This window comes from Streptomyces aurantiacus (genome assembly GCF_027107535.1).
Classification (GTDB): Bacteria; Actinomycetota; Actinomycetes; order Streptomycetales; family Streptomycetaceae; genus Streptomyces.
Genome location: NZ_CP114283.1, coordinates 7,848,710 through 7,874,315, shown reverse-complemented (window position 1 = coordinate 7,874,315; position 25,606 = coordinate 7,848,710). Strand labels below are relative to the sequence as shown.

The window sequence follows — 25,606 nt, the reverse complement described above, 5'->3', positions numbered from 1 at the left end:
CCGGGCGGTGAACAACAGAAAGCCCCGAGCTCTCAACACCAAACCCGGCGGAGCGCAACGGTGCTGTCGGGATCGCCACTTAAGCTGGTTTCATGGCTCGGTCGGGGTGGTGTCGTGTTCAAGCGAGCACAGTGCCCCGCCGAACGGACCCGTATGTCAGGGATGTCGCGAAGGGGCGGTAGAAGGTGAGCGCGTCGGGCACGGCCGCGGCCGGGCAGGTCGAGCACATGCTGCGCCAAGTGACGCCCGGGCGTTACGACGCCTACGAGGCGCTCCTTCGCGCGCTCGCGACCCCGTCGTCCGGCCAGGTCTGGATGCTGCTCTGGCACGGCCAGGCGGGCTCGCCCGACGCCCAGTACGGGAACATGCAGGTGGACGGCTTCGGTTACGCCCCCTGTGTGACCTCCGCGCAGGAGCTCTCGGCCAGCGGCTGGAACCGTTCGTACGAGGTGGTCGACGGGCTCGACGTCGCCCGGACCCTCTACCCCGACCACTACGGCCTCTGGCTGAACCCGCATGCGCCGGGCGGCGGCGTCGGTATCCCCTGGCTGGATCTGCGCCGTATCGCCACCGGTCTGGAGCGGCAGCCCGCGGGCCCGCTGAGACTGTCCGAGCCGGGCATCGAGATCCCGCAGTTCTACGCCCTGCTCACGCAGAACGCGCACCGGACCACCGCCGTCCGCTCGCTGCGCCGCGCCTGGGTGCAGCCCTCGCTCGGGGCGCCGTATCTCGCCATCGGGCTCGACGTGTACGACACCAGCCCGCCCGCCGTGGACTCGGTGCGGGCGATGATGCAGCAGTCCATCGGCGCGGTGCCGGACGGCCTGCCGGTGTCGACCGTCGCCATGTCGGACGAGTACGACCCGGTGGCTCTGTGGCTGCGGGCGCACGCCCGGCCGTTCTACGACCGGGAGGCGCACGCGGCGCCGGTCCAGGCTCCGGCGGCCGGCGGGTACGGGTTCCCCGGCGCGTACTGAGATGATCGGGGTGGACCGCGTCCACCTCGTGGAGTTCCTCCTCGCATTCCCACACCGCCTCCGGGCGGAATGTCCCGATCTACGCGGGTAAATGGGATGCAAGGCCCGTTCCGCACCAAATGTCATGCGTCCGACCCCCGTTACCCGGCGTTCGGATAACGGAACCCCCCAGACAGCATCACGTTTGCGCATCCATTCACCGTCAGGTCTGGCTACAGATCGCTGAGGCGTTGAAGACTCCCGGTCCAGGGGGTTTTCGCCCCTGTGTACGACGGACTGATCACGCCGCTACAGCGGCAAGCGTGGGCCGGCTACCGCCGGTTGAGAGGGGTCCCTGCCACGATGACGGCACCATTGCACGAGCCGACGGCCGAAGCCGCCCCGAGTGCGGCCGAGGAGGCGGCGCTCGCCGCGGGCTCCGCCGAGGCGAAGGCGGTACAGGGGCGTTCCCTCGGCCGCATCGCCTGGGAGCGCCTGAAGCGGGACAAGCTCGCCCTGACGGGCGGTGTCGTCGTACTCGTGCTGATCCTGATCGCGCTGTTCGCTCCCGTGATCACGAGTCTGGTCGGCCAGGACCCCGAGACCCACCACGAGGACCTGATCGACCCGCTCTTCTCGACTCCCACCGGGTCCTTCGGCGGCATCAGCGGGGACCACCTCTTCGGTGTCGAACCGGTCAGCGGCCGCGACATCTTCGCCCGGATCGTCTACGGCGCCCGGGTGTCGCTCCTGGTCGGCTTCCTGTCGGCGTTGGTCGCGGTGGTGCTCGGCACCGTCCTCGGCGTACTCGCCGGCTACTTCGGCGGCTGGCTGGACGCCGTCATCAGCCGGGTGATGGACGGCCTGCTGGCCTTCCCGCAGCTGCTCTTCATCATCGCGCTGGTCTCGGTCATGCCGAACGAGATGCTGGGCCTGACCGGCACGGGCGTGCGCCTGTTCGTCATGATCCTGGTGATCGGCTTCTTCGGCTGGCCCTATGTCGGACGTGTGGTGCGCGGCCAGACGCTGTCCATGCGCGAGCGCGAGTACGTCGAGGCCGCGCGCAGCCTCGGGGCGGGCCGCTTCTACATCCTGTTCAAGGAACTGCTGCCCAACCTGGTCGCGCCGATCATCGTCTACACGACGATGATGATCCCGACCAACATCCTGACCGAGGCGGCGCTGAGCTTCCTGGGCGTGGGCGTCAAGCCGCCCTCCGCCTCGTGGGGGCAGATGCTCTCCTCCGCGATCGACTACTACGACTCGGATCCGATGTACATGGTCATCCCGGGTGTAGCGATCTTCATCACCGTGCTCTCCTTCAACCTCTTCGGCGACGGCGTACGCGATGCGCTCGACCCGAAGGGTTCCCGCTGAACTGCCGTACCCCCAGGGCCCCGTCATCTGTCGACGGGCCGCTACACACACGGAGGATCCGAGTGATTACCCAACGCACCACAGGGCGGCGTAAGCAGGCTGCGGCCGCCGCAGCCGTGGTCGCTGCACTGCTGTCCACGGCGGCGTGCGGCGGCGGCGGCAACGACGACGACGGCGGCTCGAAGAACGGCGCGGCCGGCTTCAACGCGGCGAACAACAAGGTCGCGCAGGCCTCCCTCGCCAAGAAGGGCGGCACGCTGAAGTTCGCGGGCGTCCAGGACGCCGACTCGTGGGACACCACGCGTGGCTACTACGGCTTCGCCTGGAACTTCATGCGGTACTACAGCCGCACGCTGGTGACCGGCAACGCCGAGCCCGGTGCCAAGGGCGCCGAGCTCTCCCCGGACCTCGCCACCAGCACGGCGAAGATCAGCGACGACGGCAAGACGTACACCTACACACTGCGTGACGGGGTGACCTGGGAGGACGGCAAGCCGATCACCTCCAAGGACGTCAAGTACGGCATCGAGCGTCAGTGGGCGCAGGACGTGCTGTCCGGCGGTCCGGTCTACCTGAAGGACGTCCTCGACCCCAAGGGCGAGTACAAGGGCCCGTACAAGGACAAGTCCGCGGACAAGCTGGGTCTGAAGGCGATCGAGACGCCGGACGACAAGACCATCGTCTTCAAGCTGCCGCAGGCCAACTCGGACTTCGAGGACATGCTGGCGCTGGCCTCCTCCTCGCCGGTCCGCCAGGACAAGGACACCAAGTCCAAGTACGGCCTGAAGCCGTTCTCGTCCGGCCCGTACAAGTTCGAGTCGTACACGCCGAACAAGTCGCTGACCCTGGTCCGCAACCCGGAGTGGAAGGCGTCCTCGGACAAGATCCGCAAGGCGTACCCGGACAAGATCACGCTGACCCTGTTCACCAACGCCAATGACATGGACCAGCGTCTGATCAACGGCGACTACGACCTGGACATCAACCAGACCGGCATGTCCCCGCAGGGCCGCACCACCGCCCTGAAGCAGCACAAGGGCAACCTGGACAACCCGGTCTCCGGCTACGTCCGCTACGCGGTCTTCCCGCAGAGCGTCAAGCCGTTCGACAACGAGCACTGCCGCAAGGCCGTGATCTACGGCGCCGACCACGAGTCGCTGCAGACCGCGCGCGGTGGCCCGGTGGCCGGTGGTGACATCGGCACCAACATGCTGCCGCCGTCCGTCCCGGGCGCCGAGGGCCAGAAGTACGACCCGTACGAGTCGGCCACGACGAACAAGAAGGGCAACGTCGCCAAGGCCAAGGAAGAGCTGAAGGCCTGCGGCCAGCCGAACGGCTTCAAGACCACCATCGCGGTCCGCAACAACAAGCCGGTCGAGGTCGCCACCGCCGAGTCCCTCCAGGCCTCGCTGAAGAAGGTCGGCATCACCGCCGAGATCGACCAGTACGACGGCGCGCAGACCAGCGGCATCATCGGCAGCCCCGCGAACGTCAAGAAGAAGAACTACGGCATCATCATCATGGGCTGGGGTCCGGACTTCCCGACCGTCCAGGGCTTCGGTCTGCCGCTGTGGAGCGGCAAGTACATCCTTGAGAGCGGCAACAACAACTTCGCCCTGATCAAGGACAAGACGATCGACGGCCTCTTCGACGACTACGTCAAGGAGCTCGACGAGGCGAAGAAGGTCGAGCTCTCCACGGAGATCAACCACAAGGTCATGGAGGGCGGCTACTACCTGCCCTTCGTCTTCGAGAAGTTCGTCAACTGGCGTGGCAGCAACCTCGCGAACGTCTACACGACCGACAACTACAGCGGTCAGTACGACTTCGTGAACCTGGCTCTGAAGAAGTAATCCCGACCGGCGCACCCGCCATACGGCACGAAAGGCAGGTGAAGGCCGGCGCGGCGTGACCCGCGGGCCACCTGGGGGCACCTCCCACGCCTTTAAGGCAGTGGGGGAAAGACCTCCGGTGGCCCGCGGCCCCGCCGTCGGGCCGAGAGCAGTGCTCGCTTACCTCATCAGGCGGCTCTTCGCCGCCGCAGTGATGCTGGTGGTCATCATTCTGGTGGTCTTCTGCATCTTCTTCCTCGTCCCCCGCTGGGCGGGCGTGGACCCGGCCACGATGTTCGTGGGCAAGCAGGCCGACCCCGCGGCGATCGAGGCCGTACGGCAGAAGCTCGGGCTGGGCGAGCCGATCTTCGTCCAGGTCTGGGAGTTCTTCAAGGGCATCTTCGTCGGGCGCACCTACGCGTCGGGCGGCGACGTCACGAACTGCGCGGCCCCGTGCTTCGGTTACTCGTTCCGCAACGAGCAGGCCATCTGGCCCGTACTCACCGACCGCTTCCCAGTGACCCTGGCTCTCGCGCTCGGTGCCGCGGTCCTGTGGCTGATCTTCGGTGTCGCGGCGGGTGTGCTCTCCGCGCTCAAGCGCGGCTCCCTGTGGGACCGCGGTGCGATGATCGTCGCCCTCAGCGGTGTCTCGCTCCCGATCTACTTCACCGGTCTGCTGTCACTGGCGGTCTTCAGTTACGGCCTCGGATGGATCGACGGCCAGTACGTCCCGCTGGAGGAGAGCTTCAGCGGCTGGCTCGGGGGCATGATCCTGCCCTGGGTCACCCTGGCCTTCCTCTACGCGGCCATGTACGCCCGGATCACCCGCGCCACCATGCTGGAGATCCTGGGTGAGGACTACATCCGCACGGCCCGTGCCAAGGGCCTGCGCGAGCCGGTCGTCATCGGCAAGCACGCCATGCGTTCGACCATGACGCCGATCCTGACCATGTTCGGCATGGACCTGGGTGCCCTGATCGGCGGCGCGATCCTCACCGAGACCACCTTCAGCCTGCCGGGCCTCGGCCAGGCCGTGCTGACGGCGATCAACACCAAGGACCTGCCGATCATCCTGGGCGTCACGCTGATCACCTCGCTCGCCGTGATCTTCGCCAACCTGGTCGTCGACCTCCTGTACGCCGTGATCGACCCCCGTGTGAGGCTGTCATGACCGAACTCAGCAAGACCGGAGCGGCCATGACCGAGCCCGTCAAGGACTCGCCCGCCCCCTCCGCCTTCCTGGAAGTCCGCGACCTGAAGGTCCACTTCCCGACCGACGACGGCCTGGTCAAGTCCGTCGACGGGCTCAGCTTCACGCTGGAGAAGGGCAAGACCCTCGGCATCGTGGGCGAGTCGGGCTCGGGCAAGTCGGTGACCTCGCTCGGCATCATGGGTCTGCACACCGCCGGTCAGTACGGCAAGCGCAAGGCGCAGATCTCCGGCGAGATCTGGCTCGACGGCACGGAACTGCTCTCCGCCGACCCGGACTACGTGCGCAAGCTGCGTGGCCGCGAGATGGCGATGATCTTCCAGGACCCGCTGTCGGCGCTGCACCCGTACTACACGATCGGTCAGCAGATCGTGGAGGCCTACCGGATCCACCACAAGGTCGACAAGAAGGTGGCCCGCAGGCGGGCCGTCGAGATGCTCGACCGGGTCGGCATCCCCCAGCCGGACAAGCGGGTCGACAACTACCCGCACGAGTTCTCCGGCGGTATGCGCCAGCGCGCGATGATCGCGATGTCGCTGGTCAACAACCCCGAACTGCTGATCGCGGACGAGCCGACGACCGCCCTGGACGTGACCGTCCAGGCGCAGATCCTCGACCTCATCCGTGACCTGCAGAAGGAGTTCGGCTCCGCGGTCATCATCATCACCCACGACCTGGGCGTCGTCGCCGAACTGTCCGACGACATCCTGGTGATGTACGGCGGCCGCTGCATCGAGCGGGGCCCCGCCGAGAAGGTCTTCTACGAGCCGAGGCACCCGTACACCTGGGGTCTGCTGGGTTCGATGCCGCGCCTCGACCGTGAGCAGACCGAGCGGCTGATCCCGGTCAAGGGTTCACCGCCCTCGCTGATCAACATCCCGTCCGGCTGCGCCTTCAACCCGCGCTGCCCGTACGCGGACGTCCCCAAGGACAACGTCACCCGCACGGTCCGCCCCGAGCTGTCCGAGGTGGGCAGCCAGCACTGGGCCGCGTGTCACATGACGCAGGAGCAGCGGGAACGGATCTGGACCGAAGAGATTGCGCCGAAGCTGTGAGTGACAACGCAGAGGACAAAGCAGTGGCCATCCCTGCACAGAGCGACGGCTCGGCCTCGGGTGCGGTCCTCACCAAGGACGCCGCCCCCGGCGAGACGATCCTCAAGGTGACCGGGCTACAGAAGCACTTCCCGATCCGCAAGGGACTGCTCCAGCGGCAGGCCGGCGCGGTGCGGGCGGTCGACGGCATCGACTTCGAGGTCAGGTCCGGCGAGACCCTGGGCGTCGTGGGCGAGTCCGGCTGCGGCAAGTCGACGATGGGCCGGCTGATCACCCGGCTGCTCGAACCGACCGCGGGCACCGTGGAGTTCGAGGGCAAGGACATCACGCACCTCGGGGTGGGCGCGATGCGCCCGATGCGCCGCGACGTCCAGATGATCTTCCAGGACCCCTACTCGTCGCTGAACCCGCGCCACACCATCGGCACGATCATCAGCGCCCCCTTCAAGCTCCAGGGCGTCACGCCCGAGGGCGGTGTCAAGAAGGAGGTCCAGCGGCTGCTGTCGGTGGTCGGTCTCAACCCCGAGCACTACAACCGCTACCCGCACGAGTTCTCCGGCGGCCAGCGCCAGCGCATCGGCATCGCCCGCGCGCTCGCGCTCAACCCGAAGCTGGTCGTGGCGGACGAGCCGGTCTCCGCGCTCGACGTGTCGATCCAGGCGCAGGTGGTGAACCTGCTGGACGACCTCCAGCAGGAGCTCGGCCTCACGTACGTGATCATCGCGCACGACCTGTCCGTCGTACGCCATGTCTCGGACCGTATCGCCGTGATGTACCTCGGCAAGATCGTGGAGCTGGCGGACCGTGAGTCGCTGTACAAGGCGCCGATGCACCCGTACACCAAGGCGCTGATGTCGGCCGTGCCGATCCCGGACCCCCGGCGCAGGTCGGCCAAGAGCGACCGGATCCTGCTCAAGGGTGACGTTCCCTCGCCGATCTCGCCGCCGAGCGGGTGCCGCTTCCACACGCGGTGCTGGAAGGCCACGCAGATCTGCACGACCACCGAGCCGCCGATGCTCGAGCTGAAGCCCGGTCAGCAGGTGGCCTGCCACCACCCGGAGAACTTCGAGGACCAGGCCCCGCAGGACACGGTGCTGCTGACCGTCGCGAAGGAGGCGGCGGAGCTGGTGGCCGACGAGGTGCTCGCGGAGTCCGCGGAGACGTCGGCGGCCGTCGCGGCGGAGGTCGCGGATTCGGCCACCGTCACGGAGGCTCCCGCCGAGACCGCTCCCGAAGCCGACGCTTCCGAAGGCGACACTCCCGCCAAGGAGAAGTAGGCCACTGAGAAGTGAGCAGCACTGAGCCCCTGCCTTGCAACGCAAGGCGGGGGCTCAGTGCTGGGTGAGAATGTGCAGGTGCTCCAGCAACTCTTCACTCCCTCCGTTCAGCACACGCTCGAACTGATCGGCATCTTCGTCTTCGCGATCTCCGGGGCGCTGCTGGCCGTGCGCAAGAACTTCGACGTCTTCGGCATCGCCGTCCTCGCCGAGGTCACCGCGCTGGGTGGCGGACTGTTCCGGGACCTGGTCATCGGGGCCGTGCCGCCGGCCGCCTTCACGGACCTGGGGTACTTCCTCACACCCCTGCTCGCCACCCTTCTCGTGTTCTTCCTCCATCCGGAGGTGGAGCGGATCCAGCTCGGGGTGAACGTCTTCGACGCGGCCGGGCTCGGCCTTTTCTGCGTCGCGGGCACGACGAAGGCGTACGAGTACGGGCTGGGCCTCACCGCCTCCGCGACCCTCGGACTGGCGACGGCCGTCGGCGGCGGTGTGCTGCGGGACGTCCTCGCCAACGAGGTGCCCTCGCTGCTGCGCTGGGACCGCGACCTGTACGCCGTGCCCGCCATGGTCGGTGCCACGATGGTCGCCCTGTGCATCCGCTACGACGTGCTGACGCCCTACACGTCCGCGCTCGCCGTCGTCACCGCTTTCGCGCTGCGGCTGCTCGCGATGCGCTACCACTGGCGCGCGCCCCGGGCGTGGCACCGGCGCTCGACGGCGGTCGAGGTGCCGGACTGAGGGCCCCCGCTCCCGCGTCCGCTGTCGGCGTTCATGTGACAGAAACAGGGAAAGCTACCGCTTAGTAATTTCCTGTTGTAGCGTTCAGGCATGCCAGAAGCAGCTTCCCTGCACGCGACACGGGCCAGGATCGGCGACAGCGAGTTCGACCGCGACACCGCGGTCACCCGACGCGAACCCGGCGTCTACGACATCGACCTGTCCGCCGGGTGGACCATCATCAGCGCCGTCAACGGCGGCTACCTCCTCGCCGTCCTCGGCCGCGCGCTCGCGGACGCCCTGCCGCACTCCGACCCGTTCACGATCTCGGCGCACTACCTGACGGCGTCCCAGCCGGGCCCGGCGGTCGTCCGCACCGACGTCGTCCGCACCGGCCGCACCCTCTCCACCGGCCAGGCGTCCCTGTTCCAGTACGACGACGAGGGCCGCGAGACCGAGCGGATCCGTGTACTCGCCTCGTACGGAGACCTCGACAGCCTGCCCGACGACGTCCGTACGACCGCGAAGCCGCCCGCCATCGCCCCGATCGACCAGTGCTTCGGGCCCGCGGACAGCCCCGCGCCCGTCCCCGGCAGCTCCGCCATCACCGACCGGCTGATGCTCAAGCTCGACCCCGCCACGCTCGGCTGGGCCCTCGGGGCGCCGTCCGGCAAGGGCGAGATGCGGGCCTGGTTCGGCCTCGCCGACGGCCGCGACGCGGATCCCCTCTCGCTGCTCCTCGCGGTGGACGCGCTGCCGCCGACCGCCTTCGAGATCGGCCTGACCGGCTGGGTGCCCACCGTCGAGCTGACCGTCCACGTGCGCTGCCGCCCGGCGCCGGGCCCCCTCCGGGTCGCCATCACCACCCGCAACCTCGCCGGCGGCTTCCTGGAGGAGGACGCCGAGGTCTGGGACAGCGCGGACCGGCTCGTCGCACAGTCGCGCCAACTGGCCCGGGTGCGCCTCGGCTGACGACGCCTGGGCGGAGCGTCCGCGGTGTGTGGGGAACCGGGCGCGGGTGGCGGCCCTCGTCACGGAGCTGTACCAGCAGGGGAGTTGAACGGAGCCCGTAAAAGCGCAGGTCGGCGGCGGTTTGTAACGCCGCACCGCGCCCTGGCCACAGGTGGCGCACAGTGCGCGCCCATGCGGCACCCAAGGACCGTTGGTTGCATGCGCCTCTCAGAACCGGCTCATACAACGGGAGTTGCCCTCATGAAGCGTGTACGTCACGTCCCGGCCGTCGCCCTGCTGGCCCTCTCGCCGCTCCTGCTGACGGCCTGCGGCTCGGGCGACTCCTCGTCCTCGGGCAGCGGCAGCGGCAGCGGAACTTCGGGACAGCAGAGTTGCCAGGCTCCCTCGGGAATGCCGAGCGGCGCGCCCTCGGGAGCGCCGTCCGGCGGCCCGACGGGGGAGGTCCGGTCTGGCGCGCCTTCCGGAAAGCCGTCGGGTGCGCCCAGCGGCGGCCCCGGCGGGCAGGGGGGCGGCCAGGGCGGCGGCTGCGGCCCAGGCGGCGCCCAGGGCCAGAACCAGAACGGGAACCAGGGGCAGCAGACGCAGGGCTGACCTGCCCGCGCCAGGTCGGGCGCAGGAGAGGGCGAAGGGTGCGTACGGGGCGGTCCCCGTACGCACCCTTCGCGCGTGCCCGCCGACGTGCCCGGTGGATGCGGGCGTGGGGGTGAGTCGTGCGGCCGGAGGGCGTCAGCCCAGCCAGTGGCGGCGGCCGATGCTGATCAGGCGCATCCGGCGCACGGCCACCCGGGCCACCCGGTCCTCCTCCTCGGGAGCCGCCTCCAGGAAGGTGCTGGCGGTCATCAGCATCTGGTCGACGTACAGCCCGGCGAGCATCCGCAGATCGTCGTCGGTCCAGCCGGCCGACTCCGGCTGCCTGGCCAGTTCGGCCGTCACCTCGTCGGTGAAGCGGTCCATCTGCTCCGCGATCGCGGCCCGGACCTTCTGCACACCGCCGTTGCGCTCGCGGGCGATGAACCGGATGTGCGCCGGGTGCTCGCGTACGTGACCGGCGATCAGGGTGACGGCCCGGTCTATGCGTTCGTCGCTGTCGCCGGACGCGGACACCGTGCCGGAGATCATCGGATGCAGGCTGCCCAGCGCCTCCTCGACCAGGGCGACGCCCAGATCCGCGGTCGAGTGGAAATGCCGGTAGAACGCGGTCGGGGCGACGCCGACGGCCCGGGTGACCTCGCGCAGGCCCAGGCTGCTGAGGCTCTGCTCCTCCAGCAGGCCCAACGCGGCGTCCAGGAACGCCTGTCGGGTCTTCTGTTTCTGGGCCTGCCGGACGCCGAGACTGTGACTCATGCCATGCAGTTAACAACTGTTCTCTGTGATTGGAAAGTCGCCTGACAGGCTAGACTCTGGAGTCAGTGAACAACTGTAACCACAAGCGTTCACCGAATCGTCGGCTCCCTGAAACATCCGGGGACACCCGGACCGGGCACGGCGACTCGCCGGACTTCCACGGGAGGCATCTCATGCTGTTCCTCGTCGCAGCGCTGCTGCTGCTGGGCGTCGTGCTGGGCACCGTGGCCCACGCACCTCTGTCCTTCACCCTCGTCGCCGCCGCGGTCATCGGCGTCTGGCTGGCCGTCTTCGCGGTCCGCGAGCGCCACGGCCGACGGCGCCGGACCTCCAGCTGAACCGACCGCAACCTCCACCCGTCCCCGTACGACTGCCTGCTGGGAGCAGACACATGGAACTCACCACCGCCGCGCCGCGGCCCCGGAGCGCCGCCCGTGACGCCGACGGCATGGCCGTCGCGTCCTTCATCCTCGGCCTCGTCGGCCTGCTCGCGCTGAACATCTTCCTCGGCCCCGTCTCCATCGCACTCGCCTCCGTGGCCCTCTACCGGGGCACCACCCGCCGCGGGCGCGCCTTCCTCGGCCTCGGCCTGGGCGTCGCCGACCTCCTGGTCCTGGCCGCCTTCATGTCGGCGGACAGCACCCTGTCCTGGAGCTTCTGACGGCGGCGCCGCCACCGGAGCGGCCCCCTCGCGGCGAAGAAGCCGCCGGCAACCGCCGTGCGGCGGGCTGTCGTTCCGCGGACCGACGAGGCTCCGCCCCGGCGGACCCAGGAGCGGGGAAGGTGTGCGCGGCCATGTCCGGTCCCGGGTGCATGCCCGGCGGACCGGGCAGGGGCGCCGGCGGAGGCCCGAGGCCGTACACCCCCCGCCCGACCGGCCCGGCAGACGGCGGGCCATAGAATCGGGCCACCATGGCATACCTCGACCACGCCGCGACCACCCCCATGCTTCCGGAGGCGGCCCTGGCGATGACCGCCCAGTTCGCCGTCACCGGCAACGCCTCCTCCCTCCACGCCGCCGGCCGCCGCGCCCGCCGGGCGGTCGAGGAGGCCCGCGAGACCCTGGCGGACGCCCTGGGCGCCCGCCCCAGCGAGGTGGTTTTCACCTCCGGCGGCACCGAGGCCGACAACCTCGCGGTGAAGGGCCTGTACTGGTCCCGCCGCGACGCCGACCCCGCCCGCACCCGCGTCCTCGCCAGCCCCGTCGAACACCACGCCGTCCTCGACGCCGTCCACTGGTTGGGCGAGCACGAGGGCGCCACCATCGAGTACCTCCCCGTCGACCGGTACGGCCGCGTCCACCCCGACGCCCTGCGCGAGGCCGTCGCCCGCAACCCCGACGACGTCGCCCTCGCGACCGTCATGTGGGCGAACAACGAGATCGGCACGGTCATGCCGGTTCGTGAACTCGCCGACGTGGCAGGGGAGTTCGACATCCCGCTGCACGCCGACGCGGTCCAGGCCTTCGGTCAGATCCCGGTCGACTTCGGCGCCTCGGGACTCGCCGCGATGACTGTCTCCGGGCACAAGATCGGCGGCCCGTACGGCATCGGGGCGCTGCTGCTCGGCCGGGAGTACAGCCCCGTACCGGTCCTGCACGGCGGTGGCCAGGAGCGCCACGTGCGCTCCGGAACCCTCGACGTGCCCGCCGTCGCCGCGTTCGCCGTGGCGGGCCGGACCGCCGCCGAGCAGCGCGAGTGGTTCGCCCGCGAGATCGGCTCGCTGCGCGACGACCTGGTCGACGCGGTACGCGCGGCCGTGCCCGACGCGATCCTCGGCGGCGACCCGTCGGAAGGGGGCCGACTTCCCGCGAACGCCCACTTCACCTTCCCGGGCTGCGAGGGCGACTCCCTGCTCCTGCTGCTCGACGCCCAGGGCATCGAGTGCTCCACGGGCTCCGCGTGCACGGCGGGCGTGGCCCAGCCCAGCCACGTGCTTCTCGCCACCGGCACCGACCCCGACCTGGCCCGCGGCACCCTCCGCTTCTCCCTCGGCCACACCTCGACGGAGACGGACGTCGAGGCGGTCGCGAAGGCGATCGGCCCGGCGGTGGAACGGGCTCGGTCGGCGGGTCTGAGCTGACGGCTCCGCCGGTTCGCTTCGCTCGGGTGGCGTGCGTGGCTGCTGTCGTGTGTGGCCGCGGGCCGGTGGGGGCCAATCGCGCGGTTCCCCGCGCCCCTCGCAGGGCGTGACCTCGGCCGGCTATGCGCCGGCCGTCGGTGTGGCTGTCGCTGCCTGCTTCGCAGCCTTGCGGACGAGCGGTATGTAGCGGTCCCAGTCCCAGTGCGGTCCGGGATCGGTGTGGTCCGTGCCCGGGACCTCGACGTGGCCGATGATGTGCTGCCGGTCGATCGGGAGGTCGTACCGGGCGCAGATCCGGGCCGTCAGACGGGCGGACGCCTCGTACATCGCGTCCGTGAAGTCCTGGGGCCGGTCCACGAAGCCCTCGTGCTCGATGCCCACGCTGCGTTCGTTGAACTCGCGGTTGCCCGCGTGGAAGGCCACGTCCAGCTCGCGGATCATCTGGGTGATGCGGCCGTCCTGGCGGACGATGTAGTGCGTGGCGGCGCCGTGGGCGGGGTCCTGGAAGACCTTCACCGCGCTGTTGTAACTGCCCTGCGTGACATGGATGATCACGCGGTCTATGCCGAAGTCGTCGGGACGGTCGGCCCTTCGCCAGTTCCCCGAGGACGCCGCCACCCAGCGCGCACCCCGGAAGTCGACCTCGCCCTCCTTGCGCGGCTTCTCCACGCTCGGCAGCCGCCACCACAGGCGCCCCAGCTCGTCCCGGGCCAGCACGGCGGTGCCCACGGCGGCCGCGGCGCCGCCGATGAGCAGGCCGCGGCGCCCGATGCGCCGGTCCGAGTCGTTCGTCGAGTCGCCCATGTGATCGTGAACGGATACTCGCGGGCTCCGGTTCCCGGCGACCCGTACCCTTGAAGGGTTATGACTGAGACCACGCAGCGCCCCCGCCCCCTCCGAGTACTGGCCGCCATGTCCGGCGGTGTGGACTCCGCCGTCGCCGCCGCCCGCGCCGCGGAGGCCGGGCACGACGTGACCGGTGTCCACCTCGCCCTCTCGGCGAACCCGCAGTCGTTCCGCACGGGCGCGCGTGGCTGTTGCACCATCGAGGACTCGCGGGACGCCCGCCGCGCCGCGGACGTCATCGGCATCCCGTTCTACGTGTGGGACCTCGCCGAGCGGTTCCGCGAGGACGTGGTCGAGGACTTCGTCGCCGAGTACGAGGCCGGCCGCACCCCGAACCCCTGCCTGCGCTGCAACGAGAAGATCAAGTTCGCGGCCCTGCTCGACAAGGCCCTCGCCCTCGGCTTCGACGCGGTCTGCACGGGCCACTACGCCAAGGTCCTGGTGAACGAGGACGGCACGCGCGAGCTGCACCGCGCCTCCGACATGGCCAAGGACCAGTCGTACGTCCTCGGCGTCCTGGACGACCGCCAGCTCGCGCACGCGCTGTTCCCCCTCGGCGACACGGTCACCACGAAGGACGAGATCCGCGCGGAGGCCGAGCGGCGGGGCCTGGCCGTCGCCAAGAAGCCCGACTCGCACGACATCTGCTTCATCGCCGACGGCGACACCCAGGGCTTCCTGTCGAAGCGTCTCGGCAAGGCGGAGGGCGACATCGTCGACGAGTCCGGCGCGGTCCTCGGCAGCCACGAGGGCGCGTACGGCTTCACGATCGGCCAGCGCAAGGGCCTGCGCATCGGGACCCCGGCCGCCGACGGCAAGCCGCGGTACGTCCTCGACATCTCGCCGGTGAACAACACCGTGACGGTGGGCCCGGCCGACGCCCTGGACGTGAGCGGGCTGACAGCCGTCAAGCCCCGCTGGTGCGGCGCGGCCCCGACCGCCCCCGGCACGTACACCGCCCAGCTCCGCGCCCACGGCGGCGAGACGACGGTCACCGCCGAGCTCGTCGACGGCGAGCTCCGGGTGCGCTTCGCCGAGTCGGTCCGCGGCGTCGCCCCCGGCCAGGCGATCGTCCTCTACGACGACACCCGCGTGGTGGGCTCGGCGACGATCGCGACGACCACCCGGGCTGCGGCCGCAACGGTCTGAACCCGCCGACGGCCCGGGCGCGGGGCCCGGACCGGCCGACGGTTCAGACGACCTCCACCTCGTAGAAGCACAGGTGGTCCTTGATCTCCGCGACCTCCTGCTTCGGGTCGGGGTACGTCCAGACGAGATCGGGGGCGTCCGGCAGCGACCAGTAGGACGCGTCACCCTTGAACGGACAGTGGGTGTGGGTCTGCGACGGCGTCAGCAGGTCGAGGCGTACGTCCTCCACGGGGAGGTAGTAGCGCACGGGCAGGCCCGTCTCGCGCAGCAGCAGAGGGCGTGTGCTCTCCGCGAGCACCTGCCCTCCGTGGACGACGCGGACGTGCTCGGTGCCCTGCTCGACGGTGATGCGGTGGCCTGCGGTCACGGCTTCTGGGCCTCCTCGGGTAGCGGTCTCGCCCGGTACAGCGCAGGCTGCTGTCGTGTTCTTCCCCGGCTTCGGGGCCCGTTTTCGGGCCCTCACCCCGTCGTACTCCCCACTGGCATCTCTCCGCCGGAGGTCCTCATGGGCGCCACGAGCCTGACCCGCGACCGCGGGAGCCTCACCCACCGAGCGCGCTACGCCCTGCGGAACCCGGGGAAAGTGCCCGCCCACGCGCGCAGGGCCGCGCGGGACGCCTGGCTGCGGCTCCGGTACGGCCACGACCACATCGCCTACTACCGGGCCGTGATGGCCTCCGACGCCGCCCGCTGCACCGAGGCGGCGGTGGGCCACAACCCGTCCCCCGACCGGTGGGCGCAGATCGGCCGGATGCAGTTCGACTACCTGGTGCGGCACGGACTGAGGCCGGAGCACCGGATGCTGGAGATCGGCTGCGGGAACCTGCGCGCCGGACGGCTGTTCATCGACCACCTGGACAGCGGCAACTACTACGGGATCGACATCTCGCCCGACATCCTCATCGCCGCCCAGGACACCCTCGTACGGGAAGGGCTCCAGGCCAAGCTGCCCCATCTGACGCTGACCGACGACCTGACGTTCGCGTTCCTGCCGGACGCCCACTTCGACGTGGTGCACGCGCACAGCGTGTTCTCGCACTCGCCGGCGCACGTCATCGACGAGTGCCTCGCCCACGTCGGCCGGATCCTGGCACCCGGCGGCTTCTTCGACTTCACCTTCGACCGGACCGAGGGCACCGAACACCAGGTCCTGCACGAGGACTTCTACTACCGCACGGAGACCCTCGCCGGACTCGCCGCCCGGCACGGCCTGTCGGCCCGCTTCCTCGACGACTGGGAGGCACTCCCGCACCGGCAGTCCAAGCTGCGCGTCACCGCCGCTCCCGAGCGGGCCCGTGAGGCCGGATCCGTCTCGTGAGGCCCGCGCGGGCCCGTAGCGTGGAGCCATGAGAATCTGTGTCTTCCTCTCCGCCGCCGACCTCGACGAGCGCTACACCCGGCCCGCCCGCGAGTTCGCCGAACTGCTCGGCAAGGGCGGGCACACCCTCGTGTGGGGCGGTTCGGACGTCGGACTCATGAAGGTGGTAGCCGACGGCGTCCAGGAGGCGGGCGGACGGCTGGTGGGCGTCTCCGTCGAGTTCCTCGTCGCCAAGGCGCGGACGGGCGCGGACGAGATGGTGGTCGCCCGGGACCTCGCCGAGCGCAAGGCCCTGCTCCTGGAGCGCGCCGACGCCGTCGTCATCATGGTCGGCGGTACGGGCACCCTCGACGAGGCGACCGAGATCCTCGAGCTGAAGAAGCACGGGCACACGGACAAGCCGGTCGTCCTGCTCAACACGGCGGGGTTCTACGACGGCCTAAAGGAGCAGTTCCGGCGCATGGACGCCGAGGGTTTCCTGCCGAAGCCCCTCACGGACCTGGTCTTCTTCGCCGAGGAGCCGGTGGGGGCGCTGGCCTACCTGGAGGAGAGCCAGGGCACGCAGTGAGCCGGGGGCGGTCGGGCACCGGCCGCAGGGCCCGGCGGGGGCGGGACACGCGCGTGCGAGCATGGCGGGCATGGCTACTCATGTGATCACCGGGGCCGGCTCCGGCATCGGCGCGGCCGTCGCCCGCCGCCTCCACGCGCGCGGGGACGATCTCGTGCTGCACGCGCGCGACGCGGGCCGCGCGAAGGAGCTGGCCGCCGAGTTCCCCGGGGCTCGCACCCTCGTCGGCGACCTCGCGGAACCGGACCGGCTCTCCTGGGCGTTCTCCCACCAGACGCTGCCCGACCGGGTGGACTCGCTCCTGCATGTCGCGGGCGTCATCGACCTCGGCCGGGTCGGCGACCTGACCCCGAAGACCTGGCGCCACCAGCTCGACGTCAACCTGATCTCGCCCGCCGAGCTGACCCGCCACTTCCTGCCCCAACTCCGGGTCGCCCAGGGCCATGTGATCTTCGTCAACTCCGGTTCCGGTCTCAAGGCCGGCCACGAGTGGTCCGCGTACGCCGCGTCCAAGCACGGCCTGAAGGCCCTCGCCGACTCCCTGCGCCACGAGGAGCACGCGAACGGCGTCCGCGTCACCTCCGTCTACCCCGGCCGCACCGCGAGCCCCATGCAGGCCAAGGTCCACCAGCAGGAGGGCAAGGAGTACGACGCCTCGCAGTGGATCGACCCGGAGTCCGTCGCGACGACCATCGTGATGGCCCTGGACCTGCCGAGGGACGCCGAGGTCAACGACCTGACGGTGCGCCCGGGCCGCTGACCGGCCAGGGCGCCGGGCCGTCGGCCGGGCGTGGCACCGGCCCGCCGGTTCCGTAGGCTTCCCGGGTGAGCGAAAAAAGCAAGTTCAGGCCCGGCCCCGCGACCGGGATCGGGTCGATGCCGGGCGGCGACGCCCGGGAGGCCGCGAAGACCGTCGCCGGGACCTTCGACGGCCCGGAGACGGGCATGCCGTTCCTCGCGGAACTGCCCGCCCGCGGACCCGGCGCCGACATGATCGGCCGGACCGCCGGAATGCTGGCCGAGCTGTACGCGCGCGTGGAGCCCAGCGGCTGGCGCCTCGGTGACCGGCCGGGCCGCGACACCAAACGGGCCAGGTCCTGGCTCGGCGAGGACCTCGACGCTCTGGAGGAGTTCACCCAGGGCTACACGGGACCGGTGAAGGTACAGGCGGTGGGCCCCTGGACCCTCGCGGCAGCGCTGGAGCTGCGCAACGGCGAGGTGGCCCTCTCCGACGCCGGAGCCTGCCGGGACCTCGCCGGGTCGCTCGCCGAGGGCCTGCGCGAGCACCTGGCCGACGTACGGCGCCGCATCCCCGGCGCCGAGATCGTCCTGCAGCTCGACGAACCCTCACTCATGGGCGTACTGCGCGGCCAGGTGAGGTCCGCGAGCGGCTACCGCACCCACCGGGCCGTGGACCGGCAGCTCGTCGAGGCCACCCTGCGGGACGTCATCGGAGTGCAGGGCTCCGGCCCCGCCGTCGTCCACTCGTGCGCCCCCGACGTTCCGTTCGCGCTGCTGCGCAGGGCCGGAGCGACCGCCGTCTCCTTCGACTTCGCACTCCTCACCGAGCGTGACGACGACACGATCGGGGAAGCGGTGGAAGGGGGGACCAAGCTCTTCGCCGGTGTCGCCCCGGGCACGGACGGCCCGTTGTCGGACCCTGCCGGTAGCGTCATGGGTGTCAGGACGCTGTGGCGCAGGCTGGGGCTGAGTCCGGGGCTTCTCACGGACGCGCTCACCCTCACCCCGTCGTGCGGACTCGCGGGCGCCTCCCCCGAGTACGCGCGCAAAGCGCTCGCCCACTGCGTCCGGGCGGCGAGATCCCTCGCGGACAACCCAGAGTAACGGGAGGACGACACGGTGGCCGGCGACAAGGACGCACAGATGGCCTCGGCGGCGGGGCCCGTGCCCAGCGAGGCACGGGAGAAGCACGCGCAGCTCGCCGAGCAGATCGAGGAGCACCGCTTCCGGTACTACAAGAATGACGCGCCCATCGTCAGCGACGCGGAATTCGACACACTCCTGCGCGCCCTGGAGGCCCTGGAGGACGAGTATCCCGAGCTGCGGACCCCGGACTCGCCGACCCAGAAGGTGTCGGGGGCGGACGCGGTCGACTTCACGACGTTCTCGGCCGTACAGCACCGCGAGCGCATGCTCTCCCTGGACAACGCCTTCGACGACGAGGAGCTGGCCGCCTGGGCCGACCGCGTCGCCAAGGAGGTCGGCACGTCCGCGTACCACTTCCTGTGCGAGCTGAAGGTCGACGGCCTCGCGGTCAACCTCACCTACGAGCAAGGGCGTCTCACCCGCGCCGCGACCCGCGGCGACGGCCGCACGGGCGAGGACATCACGCCCAACGTCCGGACCATCGCGGAGATCCCCGACCGCCTCCGGGGCGAGCGCGTCCCCGACCTCGTGGAGATCCGCGGCGAGGTCTACTTTCCGATGGAGAAGTTCGAGGAGCTCAACGCCCGTCTGGTGGAGGCGGGCGACAAGCCCTTCGCCAACCCGCGCAACGCGGCGGCGGGTTCGCTGCGTCAGAAGGACTCCCGCGTCACGGCGACCCGCCCGCTGCACATGGTCGTGCACGGCATCGGCGCGCGAGGGGGCTTCGACATCGACTGCCTCTCGCACGCGTACGGCCTGCTGCGCGAGTGGGGCCTGCCGACGACCCGCTACGCGAAGGTCGTCGAAGGCCTCGACGGGGTGAGGGAGTTCATCGCCTTCTACGGCGAGAACCGCCACTCCGTGGAGCACGAGATCGACGGCGTCGTCGTCAAGCTCGACGAGATCCCCCTCCAGGGCCGCCTCGGCTCGACCTCCCGCGCCCCCCGCTGGGCCATCGCGTGGAAGTACGCGCCGGAGGAGGTCAACACCAAGCTGGTCAACATCCGCGTGGGTGTGGGCCGCACGGGCCGCGTCACTCCGTACGCGCAGGTGGAGCCCGTCACGGTGGCGGGCTCCGAGGTCGAGTTCGCGACGCTGCACAACCAGGACGTGGTCAAGGCCAAGGGCGTCCTCATCGGTGACACCGTGGTGCTGCGCAAGGCCGGTGACGTCATCCCGGAGATCCTCGGGCCGGTCGTCGACCTGCGCGACGGCAGCGAGCGGGAGTTCGTGATGCCCGCAGAGTGCCCCGAGTGCGGCACGGCGCTGGCGCCCGCCAAGGAGGGCGACATCGACCTGCGCTGCCCGAACGGGCAGACCTGCCCGGCCCAGTTGCGCGAGCGCCTCTTCTATCTCGGCGGCCGCAAGTCCCTGGACATCGAGAGCTTCGGCTACGTGGCCGCCGCCGCGCTCACCAAGCCGCTGGAACCGGCTGAGCCGCCCCTGAGGGACGAGGGAGACCTCTTCGACCTCACCATCGAGCGGCTGCTGCCCATCAAGGCGTACGTCCTCGACCAGGACAGCGGCCTGCCCAAGCGGGACCCGAAGACGGGCGAGGAGAAGATCGTCACGGTCTTCGCCAACCAGGAGGGTGCGCCGAGGAAGAACGCCCTCGCGATGCTGGAGAACATCGCGGCGGCCAAGGAGCGGCCGCTGGCCCGGATCATCACCGGCCTGTCCATCCGGCACGTGGGTCCGGTCGCGGCCGAGGCACTGGCCCGTGAGTTCCGCTCGATCGACCGGATCGAGCAGGCCACCGAGGAGGAACTCGCCGCCGTCGAGGGCGTCGGACCCACCATCGCCGCCTCTCTGAAGCAGTGGTTCGCGGTGGACTGGCACCAGGAGATCCTCCGCAAGTGGAAGGCCGCGGGCGTCCGCATGGAGGAGGAGGGCTCCGGCGAGGACGAGGGGCCCCGCCCGCTCGAAGGGCTCACCGTCGTCGTCACCGGCACTCTGGAACGTCACACACGCGACGGAGCGAAAGAGGCACTGCAGAGCCGGGGAGCGAAAGTGACCGGTTCGGTTTCGAAGAAGACGGCTTTTGTTGTCGTTGGTGAAAATCCTGGATCGAAGTACGACAAGGCGATGCAACTCAAAGTGCCGGTTCTGAACGAGGACGGCTTCGCCGTTCTTCTCGAACAAGGACCGGAGGCGGCGGCCGAAGTCGCGCTTCCGATCGAGGAGTAGCGGTTGAAGACCACCCGTTCGGCGCATACCAGATGCATACGGGTGGCCGGGTCGCATTCGGGCAACCGTGGACGACCGCTGCCCGTAGAAGCCTTCTGCGGCCTACTGTTGAGGTGTGCGCCTGCCGTGCCCAGCTGCGGTCGGGGCAGCCTCCTGCTCCTCAGGAGCCGGGGGAAGGGTTTTCAGACGCGGTGCCGCTGAGGGATTTGTCGGGCATCGGACCGCGTGGCGTGGGCACCGCCGGCTGTGAGAGGGACGGGAATGGAACCGACCGAGAGCGCCTCCCCGGACTCACGGCTGCGCCCACGCTGGATGACCGGCGTGCGGCGGTGGGGTCACCCCTTGCTCCAGCGAAGCCGGGAGTTCACAGCGGGTCTCGGGGTCGCCGGGCCCCCGGTGCGACCGGGCCCGCCGGGATACGCCGTCGGACAGCGGAGCACGATGCACGGGCAGGGCCCCGGCCGTCCCACCGCCGCCTCCGGATCCCACTCCCGGATGCCGGGCCAGGAGGCCGACCAGCAGTCCTGGCCCGCGCTGCCCGCGGCGGTCGTCACGGCCGCCGCCTTCGTGCTGGGCGCGGGGTTCTACCGGGCCTTCACCGGGCACCACGCCCTCTTCCCGTCGGGGTCCGTCGGCTGGGCGCTGGCCGTCCTGGTCGGCATCATCGTCGGCCACCTCGTCGCGCTCGGCCGTTCCCGCTGGTGGGGCGGCACCGGTTCAGGAGCGGCCCTCACGCTGGCCGTCCTGCTGCTGTACGGCTGGGTGCCGGCCGGAATGGTCAGCCTCACCGTCGTCGTCCTCGTCGGCATAGCCCGCCGCCACCGCTGGCGCCAGGGTGTCCTGCACGGCGCCGTGGACATGCTGGGCATCGGCGCCGGGGCGCTGGTACTGGCCGCGTTCGGCCGGGTGCCGTCCGTCGAGACGCCCTGGAAGCCGGAGACCTGGACCCTCTACACCGCGCCTTCGGTGGTGTTGGTGGCCGGGGCGTATCTCGGGGTCACCCGCGCGCTGCTCTGGTACCTCCATGCGCCGCGTACCGCCGGACTGCCGACCGTGGCCCGTACCGCCCTGGCCAGACAGGGGCTGGTGGCCGTCGCGCTGCTCGGCATCGCCCCGCTGATCTGCGTCGTCGCCATCGCACTCCCCGCGCTCCTGCCGCTCTTCTCCGTCCCCCTCATCGCTCTCGACTCCACGCTCTGGATAGCGCGCGCCCGGGCCGAGGAGCAACTGCGTGACCCCCTCACCGGGCTGCCCAACCGGCAGTGGCTTCTCGAACGGACCTGGCGGGCGCTGGACGATGCCGAGCGAATCGGTGCACGTTCGGCGCTGATGCTGATCGACCTCGACCGCTTCAGGGCCGTGAATGACACGCTCGGGCATCTCGCCGGGGACCGGCTGCTGTTGCAGATAGCGGACCGGCTGCGGGTCGCACTGCCGCGCGGGGCGGAGGCCGCGCGGCTCGGCGGGGACGAGTTCGCCGTGTTACTGCCGATCGTCGACTCGACGACGTCCGCGACGCGGGTCGCCCGCAATCTCGTGACGATGCTGGGATCACCGCTCGACCTGGACGGGCTGACGCTCGTCCTGGAGGCCAGCGCGGGGCTCGCGGTCTTCCCCGACCACGCACTCGACGCGGAGGGGCTGCTGCGGCGGGCGGACGTCGCGATGTACCAGGCGAAGAGGGACCGCACGGGGGTGGAGGTCTACGAGTCCAAGCGGGACTCCAACACCCCTGACCGGCTCGGGCTGCTGGGGGATCTGCGGCGGGCGCTCGACACGGGCGACGTCGAACTGCACTACCAGCCGAAGGTGCGCTTCGACGGGCAGGTGGCCGGGTTGGAGGCGCTCGTGCGGTGGGTGCATCCCGAGCGCGGGAAGGTACCGCCGGACGAGTTCATAGCCATCGCCGAGTCGTCCGGTCTGATGCCGCATCTGACCGAGTACGTGCTGGAGAAGGCGCTCGCGCAGGTGGCGAGCTGGCGGGCCCGTGGACTGCGGGTCCCGGTCGCCGTCAACGTGTCACCGCGGGACGTGCACACGCCCGGGTTCGCCGGATCGGTGGCCGCGCGGCTGGCCCGGCACGGGGTTCCCGCGGGGGCGCTTCAGCTGGAGATAACGGAACACGTGCTGCTGGAGGACCCGCAGCGGGCCGCGGACACCCTGGCCGGGCTGACCGCACACGGCGTGAAGATGTCGCTCGACGACTTCGGGACCGGGTACTCGTCGCTGGTGCATCTGCGGCGGCTGCCCGTGAGCGAGCTGAAGATCGACCGGTCCTTCGTGGCCCGGCTCGCGGTGGACACCGAGGACGCCGAGATCGTCCGGTGCACCATCGATCTCGCCCATTCGCTCGGGCTGGTGGTCGTCGCCGAGGGTGTCGAGGACGACGAGACGTGGGAGCGGCTGCGGGACCTCGGGTGCGACGCGGTTCAGGGGTGGCTCGTGGCCGCGGCGATGCCTCCGGAGGAGGCCACCGCGTGGCTGCTCGCCCGGGGCGCGCGGGGGTGGCAGCGGCCCGCCGCGGCGCTGCCCGCGGCGTTGCCCGCGGCGGCTGACGAGTAGGCGGGTGCGGGTCGGTGGGTCTTGCTTCTTTTCCCACCCGCTCCACTCGTGACCGGCGCCTGACAGGCGAAGGTCTGCCGCGGGGGTTCCCACCGCCGGCGGCTCCCGGTCCGTCGTACGCCTGCGCCCGCTGAGCCCGCGCCGCCCGCGCACGACTCCCGCGGCTCTCCGTTCGTGCTGCGGGCGCCCCCCCGCTGACGGGCGCGGCTGCCCGCGGCTCTCCGCCCGTCCTGCGGCGCCGCCGCCCGATGGCCGGGCTCCGTCGCCCCGGTTGCTCCCTGCGCGGCGTCCGGCCGGCGCCCCGTCGGCCGGGGCGCCGGCCTTCTCCCGTGCCGGTGGTGCGGTCCTCGTGTGTGCCGGGCCGGGTGGTGCGGGGAAACCGGTGTACGGGGATCGGCGTGCGACCCATAGGATTGGGCCAAACCACACTCACTCACCCCTGAGGATCGCTGCATGCCTGGCATCACGCGCGAGGAGGTCGCCCACCTCGCCCGGCTGGCGCGTCTGGAGCTGAAGGGCGAAGAGCTCGACCACTTCGCCGGCCAGCTCGACGACATCATCGGCGCGGTCGCCCGCGTCAGCGAGGTCGCCGACCAAGACGTACCGCCGACCTCCCACCCGCTGCCGCTGACGAACGTCATGCGCGCGGACGAGGTCCGTCCGTCGCTCACCCCCGAGCAGGCGCTCTCCAGCGCCCCGGCCCAGGAGCAGCAGCGTTTCAAGGTGCCGCAGATCCTGGGGGAGGACTAATCACCATGACGGACAGCAACGTCAACATCATCAGGCTCACCGCCGCGGAGATCGCCGCCGGAATCGCCGCCGGTGAGCTCACGGCCGTCGAGGTCACCGAGGCCCACCTCGCGCGCATCGAGGCCGTCGACGAGAAGGTGCACGCCTTCCTGCACGTCGACCGGGAAGGGGCGCTCGCCCAGGCCCGCGCCGTCGACGAGAAGCGGGCGAGGGGCGAGAAGCTCGGCCCGCTCGCCGGTGTACCCCTGGCGCTCAAGGACATCTTCACCACCGAGGGCATTCCGACGACCGTCGGTTCGAAGATCCTCGAAGGCTGGATCCCGCCCTACGACGCGACGCTCACCAAGCGGCTCAAGGCCGCCGACGTCGTGATCCTCGGCAAGACCAACATGGACGAGTTCGCCATGGGGTCCAGCACCGAGAACAGCGCGTACGGGCCCACCGGCAACCCCTGGGACCTGACGAGGATCCCCGGCGGCTCCGGCGGCGGTTCGTCCGCCGCCCTCGCCTCCTTCCAGGCGCCCCTCGCCATCGGCACCGACACCGGCGGGTCCATTCGCCAGCCCGCCGCCGTCACCGGCACGGTCGGCGTGAAGCCGACGTACGGCGCGGTCTCGCGGTACGGCATGGTGGCGTTCTCGTCGTCCCTCGACCAGGGCGGCCCCTGCGCCCGTACGGTCCTGGACGCCGCGCTCCTCCACGAGGTCATCGCCGGCCACGACCCCCTCGACTCCACCTCCATCGACGCGCCCGTACCGGCCGTCGTCGAGGCCGCCCGCAACGGCAGCGTGGCGGGCATGCGCGTCGGCGTCGTGAAGCAGTTCCGCGGCGAGGGCTACCAGGCCGGTGTCGTGCAGCGCTTCGACGAGTCGGTCGAGCTCCTCAGGGAGCTGGGCGCCGAGATCGTCGAACTGGACTGCCCGTCCTTCGACCTGGCCCTGTCGGCGTACTACCTCATCGCCCCGTCCGAGTGCTCGAGCAACCTCGCCCGGTTCGACGGCCTGCGCTACGGCCTGCGCGTCGGCGACGACGGCACCCGCTCCGCCGAGGACGTCACCGCCCTCACCCGTGAGGCGGGCTTCGGCGACGAGGTCAAGCGCCGCATCATGCTCGGCACGTACGCCCTCAGCTCGGGCTACTACGACGCGTACTACGGCAGCGCCCAGAAGGTCCGTACGCTCATCACGCGTGACTTCGAGAAGGCGTTCGAGCAGGTCGACGTGATCGTCTCCCCGACGACGCCGACCACCGCCTTCCCGATCGGCGAGCGCGCCGACGACCCGATGGCGATGTACCTCGCGGACCTGTGCACCATCCCCACGAACCTCGCGGGCAACGCCGCGATGTCACTGCCCTGCGGCCTCGCGCCCGAGGACAACCTGCCCGTCGGCCTGCAGATCATCGCGCCGGCCCTGAAGGACGACCGCCTTTACAAGGTCGGTGCTGCTGTCGAGGCCGCGTTCGTGGAACGCTGGGGCCACCCGCTGATCGAGGAGGCTCCGTCGCTGTGAGTG

At 70.6% G+C, this 25,606-nt stretch carries 24 protein-coding genes; 21 read left to right on the top strand and 3 right to left on the bottom strand.

The features are described 5' to 3' along the window. Nucleotides 1–185: 185 nt before the first annotated feature. From O1Q96_RS36705 to O1Q96_RS36665, 9 genes are all read left to right on the top strand, one after another. Nucleotides 186–977 carry an enhanced serine sensitivity protein SseB C-terminal domain-containing protein gene (locus O1Q96_RS36705; RefSeq protein ID WP_217454150.1) on the top strand — a complete coding sequence of 264 codons (792 nt, stop codon included), beginning with the start codon at nt 186–188 and terminating at the stop codon, nt 975–977. 342 nt (nt 978–1,319) lie between these two features. After that, on the top strand, nt 1,320–2,333 hold the full coding sequence (locus O1Q96_RS36700) for an ABC transporter permease (RefSeq protein WP_269252224.1): 1,014 nt from the start codon (nt 1,320–1,322) through the stop codon (nt 2,331–2,333). Between the two features lie 62 nt (nt 2,334–2,395). Beyond that, entirely contained in the window at nt 2,396–4,186 is a 1,791-nt protein-coding gene (locus O1Q96_RS36695; RefSeq protein WP_269252223.1) for an ABC transporter substrate-binding protein, read from the top strand. A 151-nt stretch (nt 4,187–4,337) separates the two neighbouring features. Next, the gene (locus tag O1Q96_RS36690; protein ID WP_217454153.1) at nt 4,338–5,336 is read left to right on the top strand and encodes an ABC transporter permease; all 999 of its coding nucleotides are present in this window, start codon (nt 4,338–4,340) and stop codon (nt 5,334–5,336) included. Next, nucleotides 5,333–6,430, top strand: a complete 1,098-nt coding sequence (locus O1Q96_RS36685) for an ABC transporter ATP-binding protein (protein WP_269252222.1) — start codon at nt 5,333–5,335, stop codon at nt 6,428–6,430. The genes O1Q96_RS36690 and O1Q96_RS36685 overlap by 4 nt, the downstream gene beginning before the upstream one ends. A 23-nt stretch (nt 6,431–6,453) precedes the next feature. After that, a complete protein-coding gene (locus O1Q96_RS36680) occupies nt 6,454–7,707 on the top strand; it encodes a dipeptide ABC transporter ATP-binding protein (protein ID WP_269252221.1) in 1,254 nt (417 codons plus the stop codon). Nucleotides 7,708–7,785: 78 nt separating this feature from the next. Beyond that, entirely contained in the window at nt 7,786–8,448 is a 663-nt protein-coding gene (locus tag O1Q96_RS36675) for a trimeric intracellular cation channel family protein (protein ID WP_269253876.1), read from the top strand. Between the two features lie 90 nt (nt 8,449–8,538). Further along, complete coding sequence (locus O1Q96_RS36670; RefSeq protein WP_269252220.1) at nt 8,539–9,399, top strand: thioesterase family protein; 861 nt, start codon at nt 8,539–8,541, stop codon at nt 9,397–9,399. Nucleotides 9,400–9,639: 240 nt separating this feature from the next. Beyond that, nucleotides 9,640–9,990 carry a hypothetical protein gene (locus tag O1Q96_RS36665; protein ID WP_269252219.1) on the top strand — a complete coding sequence of 117 codons (351 nt, stop codon included), beginning with the start codon at nt 9,640–9,642 and terminating at the stop codon, nt 9,988–9,990. Between the two features lie 135 nt (nt 9,991–10,125). Here O1Q96_RS36665 and O1Q96_RS36660 read toward each other — a convergent pair whose 3' ends face one another. Beyond that, nucleotides 10,126–10,743: a TetR family transcriptional regulator gene (locus O1Q96_RS36660; protein ID WP_269252218.1), complete on the bottom strand. Its 618-nt coding sequence runs from the start codon at nt 10,741–10,743 to the stop codon at nt 10,126–10,128. Between the two features lie 173 nt (nt 10,744–10,916). Here O1Q96_RS36660 and O1Q96_RS36655 point away from each other — a divergent pair, with 173 nt between their 5' ends. From O1Q96_RS36655 to O1Q96_RS36645, 3 genes are all read left to right on the top strand, one after another. After that, the gene (locus O1Q96_RS36655) at nt 10,917–11,081 is read left to right on the top strand and encodes a hypothetical protein (RefSeq protein WP_269252217.1); all 165 of its coding nucleotides are present in this window, start codon (nt 10,917–10,919) and stop codon (nt 11,079–11,081) included. A 53-nt stretch (nt 11,082–11,134) separates the two neighbouring features. Then, nucleotides 11,135–11,404, top strand: a complete 270-nt coding sequence (locus O1Q96_RS36650) for a DUF4190 domain-containing protein (RefSeq protein ID WP_217454161.1) — start codon at nt 11,135–11,137, stop codon at nt 11,402–11,404. Nucleotides 11,405–11,655: 251 nt separating this feature from the next. After that, nucleotides 11,656–12,825 carry a cysteine desulfurase family protein gene (locus O1Q96_RS36645; protein WP_269252216.1) on the top strand — a complete coding sequence of 390 codons (1,170 nt, stop codon included), beginning with the start codon at nt 11,656–11,658 and terminating at the stop codon, nt 12,823–12,825. 120 nt (nt 12,826–12,945) lie between these two features. On the opposite strand, the gene O1Q96_RS36640 is transcribed toward O1Q96_RS36645, so the two are convergent. Further along, nucleotides 12,946–13,629 (bottom strand): N-acetylmuramoyl-L-alanine amidase, encoded by a 684-nt coding sequence (locus O1Q96_RS36640; RefSeq protein WP_269252215.1) that lies wholly within the window; start codon nt 13,627–13,629, stop codon nt 12,946–12,948. Between the two features lie 60 nt (nt 13,630–13,689). On the opposite strand from O1Q96_RS36640, the gene mnmA reads away from it, so the two are divergent. Beyond that, entirely contained in the window at nt 13,690–14,820 is a 1,131-nt protein-coding gene (gene mnmA / locus O1Q96_RS36635) for a tRNA 2-thiouridine(34) synthase MnmA (protein WP_269252214.1), read from the top strand. A 43-nt stretch (nt 14,821–14,863) separates the two neighbouring features. Here the strand turns inward: mnmA and O1Q96_RS36630 are convergent, their stop codons facing one another. After that, nucleotides 14,864–15,187, bottom strand: a complete 324-nt coding sequence (locus O1Q96_RS36630; protein ID WP_269252213.1) for a DUF427 domain-containing protein — start codon at nt 15,185–15,187, stop codon at nt 14,864–14,866. Between the two features lie 138 nt (nt 15,188–15,325). Between O1Q96_RS36630 and O1Q96_RS36625 the strand changes: the two genes are divergently transcribed. The 8 genes from O1Q96_RS36625 (at nt 15,326) to gatA (ending at nt 25,603) form a co-directional block, all read left to right on the top strand. Then, nucleotides 15,326–16,138: a class I SAM-dependent methyltransferase gene (locus O1Q96_RS36625; RefSeq protein WP_269252212.1), complete on the top strand. Its 813-nt coding sequence runs from the start codon at nt 15,326–15,328 to the stop codon at nt 16,136–16,138. Between the two features lie 28 nt (nt 16,139–16,166). Continuing rightward, nucleotides 16,167–16,706, top strand: coding sequence for an LOG family protein (locus O1Q96_RS36620; RefSeq protein WP_269252211.1), 540 nt, complete (start codon nt 16,167–16,169; stop codon nt 16,704–16,706). A gap of 61 nt (nt 16,707–16,767) precedes the next feature. Continuing rightward, nucleotides 16,768–17,466 (top strand): SDR family oxidoreductase, encoded by a 699-nt coding sequence (locus O1Q96_RS36615; protein ID WP_269252210.1) that lies wholly within the window; start codon nt 16,768–16,770, stop codon nt 17,464–17,466. Nucleotides 17,467–17,531: 65 nt separating this feature from the next. Then, nucleotides 17,532–18,551, top strand: a complete 1,020-nt coding sequence (locus O1Q96_RS36610; RefSeq protein ID WP_269252209.1) for a methionine synthase — start codon at nt 17,532–17,534, stop codon at nt 18,549–18,551. A gap of 15 nt (nt 18,552–18,566) precedes the next feature. Further along, nucleotides 18,567–20,780 (top strand): NAD-dependent DNA ligase LigA, encoded by a 2,214-nt coding sequence (gene ligA, locus O1Q96_RS36605; RefSeq protein WP_419587009.1) that lies wholly within the window; start codon nt 18,567–18,569, stop codon nt 20,778–20,780. Between the two features lie 261 nt (nt 20,781–21,041). Further along, nucleotides 21,042–23,342, top strand: a complete 2,301-nt coding sequence (locus O1Q96_RS36600) for a putative bifunctional diguanylate cyclase/phosphodiesterase (RefSeq protein ID WP_269252208.1) — start codon at nt 21,042–21,044, stop codon at nt 23,340–23,342. A 453-nt stretch (nt 23,343–23,795) separates the two neighbouring features. Next, nucleotides 23,796–24,092 carry an Asp-tRNA(Asn)/Glu-tRNA(Gln) amidotransferase subunit GatC gene (gatC, locus tag O1Q96_RS36595; protein ID WP_217454171.1) on the top strand — a complete coding sequence of 99 codons (297 nt, stop codon included), beginning with the start codon at nt 23,796–23,798 and terminating at the stop codon, nt 24,090–24,092. 5 nt (nt 24,093–24,097) lie between these two features. Beyond that, nucleotides 24,098–25,603 carry an Asp-tRNA(Asn)/Glu-tRNA(Gln) amidotransferase subunit GatA gene (gene gatA / locus O1Q96_RS36590; protein WP_269252207.1) on the top strand — a complete coding sequence of 502 codons (1,506 nt, stop codon included), beginning with the start codon at nt 24,098–24,100 and terminating at the stop codon, nt 25,601–25,603. Nucleotides 25,604–25,606 lie beyond the last annotated feature (3 nt).